The sequence below is a fragment of the Streptomyces sp. NPDC002206 genome, from assembly GCF_053593595.1.
Map to the genome: position 1 here is coordinate 1 of NZ_JBSFCW010000084.1, position 4,933 is coordinate 4,933.

3 protein-coding genes are annotated in these 4,933 nt (G+C 72.0%); all 3 read left to right on the top strand.

From position 1 onward, the window contains the following. The first annotated feature begins 80 nt into the window (after positions 1–80). The 3 genes from ACWCP8_RS41070 (at position 81) to ACWCP8_RS41080 (ending at position 4,827) form a co-directional block, all read left to right on the top strand. Positions 81–2,939 carry an AAA family ATPase gene (locus ACWCP8_RS41070; RefSeq protein WP_451121654.1) on the top strand — a complete coding sequence of 953 codons (2,859 nt, stop codon included), beginning with the start codon at positions 81–83 and terminating at the stop codon, positions 2,937–2,939. A 94-nt stretch (positions 2,940–3,033) separates the two neighbouring features. Continuing rightward, complete coding sequence (locus ACWCP8_RS41075) at positions 3,034–3,726, top strand: alpha/beta fold hydrolase (RefSeq protein ID WP_352271025.1); 693 nt, start codon at positions 3,034–3,036, stop codon at positions 3,724–3,726. Between the two features lie 261 nt (positions 3,727–3,987). Then, positions 3,988–4,827 carry an alpha/beta fold hydrolase gene (locus tag ACWCP8_RS41080; protein ID WP_451121656.1) on the top strand — a complete coding sequence of 280 codons (840 nt, stop codon included), beginning with the start codon at positions 3,988–3,990 and terminating at the stop codon, positions 4,825–4,827. The last annotated feature ends 106 nt before the right edge of the window (positions 4,828–4,933 follow it).

The window sequence follows — 4,933 nt, forward strand, 5'->3', positions numbered from 1 at the left end:
GGCGCTGCACCCGTACGACGCGGTTGATCAGCTCGACCCCCCCCCCCCCGGTCGCGGCCCAGTGAGACGGGGAGGGGCCGGTGTCGCCAATACAGCCATCGCTGATCGACCGGGCCGACGCCTTGCACGCCGTCGACAACCTCCTCGGCCGACTGCGCGGCGAGCTGTCGGCCGACACCACGAGCCCCGAGGCCGGGGCAGCCGATCGCACGCTGCTCCTGCTGGGCGAGCCGGGCATCGGCAAGACGTCACTCCTGGAAGCTGCCGCCACCCGTGTCAAGGACCACGGTGGTCGGGCCCGTTGGGTCGCGGGCAGCCCCGAACAGGCCCGACTCGCCTTCAGCGGGCTCGACGCACTCGTACACCCGTGGCCCGACACCCTCGCCGACAACGTCGAGGACCAGCTGATCATCGAAGCCGCCCTACGCGAGGGAGAGACGACCGCCAGCGGCACGCTCGCGCTCGCCGGTGCCCTGGTACGGATCCTTTCCAGCCGGGCTGCGCTGAGCCCTCTGCTCGTCATCGTCGACGACCTGCAGTGGCTCGATCAGTCCACCCAGGACCTGCTTTCCCTGTGTGCCCGGCGTCTCCAGGGCGAGCCGGTCGGTTTCCTCCTCACCTCACGCCCGTCGGGACTACCCCCGCTCTGGGTGCGGCAGAGCACCCTCCACCGTCTGCACGAGCTGGACGACATCGGGGCCGCGCGGCTGCTCGACTCCCTCGCCGTGCCCCCGCAGGGCCGCATCCGCCGACAGATCATGCGGCAGGCCGGAGGCAATCCCCTCGCCCTGGTCGAACTCGCCCGCGCCGCATCCATCCGGCTGCTGAGCGAGAACCCGGTGGATGCCGAACTCCCGCTCACCGAACGCCTGGAGCAGCTCTTCGCCGCAGACCTGACCGCGCTGCCGGAGCCGACCCGCCGCCTGCTGCTGCTGGCCGCGGTGGCGGACCTGCCGGACATGGCCGCTCTGGCGGGGATCCTCGGCAAAGCCCTGTTGCCGAGCCACCCGGGCCGGCACGGCAACAACCCAGCCGGACCGGCGCAGGGCGCCGCGAGAGCCGCTGCCACGCCCGATGACGGGATCCCGTTGGTACACGTGGCGGATCAGGCGTGGTCAGCGGCGGAGAAGGCAGGGCTGCTCATCCTGCGCGAGGGAGTGGTGCGATTCCGCCATCCCCTCGTACGGTCCGCCGTGCTGTCCGCCGCCTCCTTCGACGAACGTGCCCGGGCACACCGCCTGATCGCCTCCGCGCCTGACCTCGACGAGGACCGTCGGGCATGGCACCGGGCCGCCGCCACGGTCACCGCGGACGGCGGCGTCGCCGATGCCCTGGAGGCCACGGCCGAACGCGCCCGCCGCCGGGGCGGCTACGCGGCTGCGGCAATGACCCTGGAGCGGGCCGCCCAGCTCAGCCCGCGCACGCACGACCGGGTGCGCCGGCTCAACGCCGCCGCCGAGTTCGCCATGCTCGGCGGCCATCCCCGCTGGGTTGCGGACCTCACCACCGCCGTCGCGGCCGTCGCCGACACCCCCGGCGCCAAGGCCCAGGCCGACTACCACGCGGGCTGGGCCCTGGCGCTGACCAGCCGGCACGACGAGGCGATGGACCGGCTCATGGCCGCGGCCGACGCCTGGGAGGACGAAGGCCCCGCACGGGCGGCGGGAGCACTCGCAACCGCGGCCATGGTCGCGTACACCAGCGGCGACCCGCGCTTCCGCCGCGCCATCCTGGACCGCTACCGGCGCCTTCCCCCGCACGAGCCGGATGCCTCTACAGCGTGGATCCTCGCCGGCTGCGACCCGCTCGGCGCGCGTGACGAAGCGCTCGCCCACCTCCGCCACGCGACCGCCGAACCCGACTTGCCGCTTGATGCGTTCTCGATGCTCGGCGCCGCCGCGTGGGCGCTGGACGAGACCGAGTTGGCCGTGCAGCTGTACGGGACCATGCTGGAGCTGTACCGCCTGACGTCCACGGCGGGAGCGAACGCGACGGTCGCCTCCGCCCATGCGATCGCCCTGTTCGAAGTCGGCCGCTGGCCCGCCGCGCTGGCCGGCGTGAGCGAGGCGGAACACGCGGCCGCCGCCGGCGGTCTCGAACTCGCCACCGTCAGCACCCACATCCTGGCCGCCGCACTCGCCGCCGTACGCGGGGACAGCTCGCGCGCGCGGCAGACGATCGCCAACGCTACCCGGGACTTCGACGTGCGGGGCACCCGCACCTTCGAGATGCGGACCCGCCAGGCCCACGCGCTGGCCGCACTTGCGGAAGGCGACCACGACACCGCCTACTTCCACCTCAGCCGGCTCTTCCGGAGCGACGGCAGCCCAGTGCACTTCCACAGCTCCTTCCATGCGCTGGGCGACCTGGCCGCGAGCTCCGTACGCATGGGGCGGACCGAGCAGGCCCGGGCCGTGCTCGACGCGTCCCGGGCCTGGCTGCCCGCCACAACCTCGCTGCGGCTGCGACTGATCGTCTGCCGGGCACAGGGGCTCCTCACCGACGACGCCCGGGCCGAGGAACTGCTGCGGGAGGCGGCGTTCACCCCCGGTGGGGAATCCTGGCCGTTCGAACGCGCCCTCGCGCTCGCCGACCTGGGCGAGTGGCTGCGCCGCCAGCAGCGACCAGCCGACGCGCGAGCCCCGCTGCACGAAGCACAGGAACTCTTCCAGGGCCTCGGCGCCGCCCCGTGGGTGCACCGCACCGCCGCCGAGCTGAGGGCCGCAGGCGTCGACACCGCCGAGGCGCACCGCCAGGACGCGGTCATGGAACTGACGCCGCAGCAGCTGGCAATCGTGCAGCTCGCGGCCCAGGGCCTGTCGAACAAGGACATCGCCACCCGGCTCTTCCTCTCCCCCCGCACCGTCGGCTTCCACCTCAACCGGGCATTCCCCAAACTCGGCGTCACCTCGCGCTTCCAACTGCGGGACGTCATCTAGCGCTAGCTACGTCGCATGACGGAATCGAGGCGGCCACGGCCGCCCCTAGCGTGGTTCGTGTGACCTCATCAACCCGACGGACCCAGGAGAAATGATGAGTGGGAACGCGCACGTCAAGAACGTCGTACTGGTCCACGGCGGCTTCGTGGACGGCTCAGGGTGGCAGGGGGTGTACGACCTGCTGGCCGACGAGGGCTACCACGTGAGCGTCGTGCAGAACCCGACGCTGTCGCTCGAGGGCGACGTCGCCGCGACCCGGCAGGTGCTGGACACCCTGGACGGGCCGGCCATTCTGGTCGGGCACTCCTACGGCGGCGTCGTGATCACCGAGGCCGGCAACCACGACAACGTGGCCCGCCTCGCCTACATCGCGGCGTTCGCGCCGGACAAGGGCGAGTCAGTGAGGACGCTGATCGCCGAGCCGCTGCCCGGAGCCCCTGTGCCGCCGATCCTGCCGCCGCAGGACGGGTTCCTGTTCCTGGACCGGGAGAAGTTCGCCGCCTCCTTCGCCGCCGACCTCCCGGCCCGGACGGCGGCATTCATGGCCGACTCCCAGGTGCCCTGGGGAGTGAACGCGCTGGGCGGGGCGGTATCCCAGCCGGCCTGGCGCACCAAGCCGGCCTGGTATCTGGTGGCCACCGACGACCGGATGATCCCCCCGCAGGCGCAGCACGCGATGGCCGAGCGGGCCGGGGCCAGGACGGTGGAGGTCCCCGGCAGCCACTCCGTCTACGTCTCCCGGCCCGACGCGGTGGCCGAACTGATCAAACAGGCCGCCGGCGCCTGACCCCCGGCCGTCCCGAACCCTCGTCGGGACGGGTGCGTCCCTCGTATCGGGCGCACCGCCGCAGCGCCCGATCGTCCTCACCAACGCCACTGCGGGACACGGCCACGTCTTCTACGTCTCCCGCCCCGCCACCGTGGCCGCCGTCATCACCCAGGCCGCCGAAGGCCGCAACGGCAACGCGTAGCGGTCCCCCAGGGCGCGGCGCCCGCGCGCCCAACGCTCCGCCCGCCCGTAACCCAGCACACGACGCAGGAGAGAACCGTGTCCGAGCGCCCCACCTTCACCCGTCGCAGAGCGATCGCCACCGGCGCGGCCGCCGCGGCGTCTGCCGCCCTCCTCACCCCGGGCAGCGCCACCGCCACAACCACCGGCGACGCCAAGCCGGGAACCAAGCCGACCATCGTGCTGGTCCATGGCGGCTACGCCGATTCGTCTTGCTGGAACGGAGTCATCCAGGAGCTGCAGGGCCAGGGTTACACCACGATCGCGGGGTCGAACCCGCTGCGGGGTATCCCGACCGACGCCCCGTACATCGGGAGCCTGCTCGACTCCATCAGCGGGCCGGTCGTGCTGGTCGCACATTCCATGGGCGGAACCGTCATCACGAATGCCGCCGCCGGAAAGAGCAACGTCAAGGCGTTGGTCTACATCGCGGCGTTCGTGCCCGATGTGGGCGAGACCCAGGGGGAGCTCATCGAAAAGTTCCCCGGCAGCGAGGTCCTGCCCGTGAGCGTTCCGGTCCCCTACACGAAGCCCGACGGCACCACCGGAACCGACCTGTACCTGAGCAAGGACGGCCAGGCAGCCTTCGCCGCCGACGTGTCCCCGGCTACGTTCCGACTCCTGCAGGCCACCCAGCGGCCCTTCGACGCGGACTCCTTCACCTACCCGACCAAGGCCGCCGCGTGGCGGACGATCCCGTCGTGGGGACTGGTCGCCGGCCAGGACAAAGCGATCCCGCCCGCGGCCGAACGCTGGATGTACAGCCGTGCGAACTTCCGCAAGGTCATCGAAGTGCCGACCTCGTCCCACGTCGCGATGATCAGTCACCCGAAGACCACCGCAAATCTGATCGCGGACGCCGCCAGAGCCACCAGCTGACCACCGCCGCCCCCTGTGGGGCTCGAAAAGTCATCGCTGCAGCTCAAGCCGCGTATCGGTACTCGTTGATGACCCCGCCGGGGACGCGGGTGCGCAGGAGCCTGCG

Bases quoted from the DNA above. Each gene is read 5' to 3' on its own strand.
- ACWCP8_RS41075 (WP_352271025.1), top strand. From the start codon at position 3,034: ATGAGTGGGAACGCGCACGTCAAGAACGTCGTACTGGTCCACGGCGGC.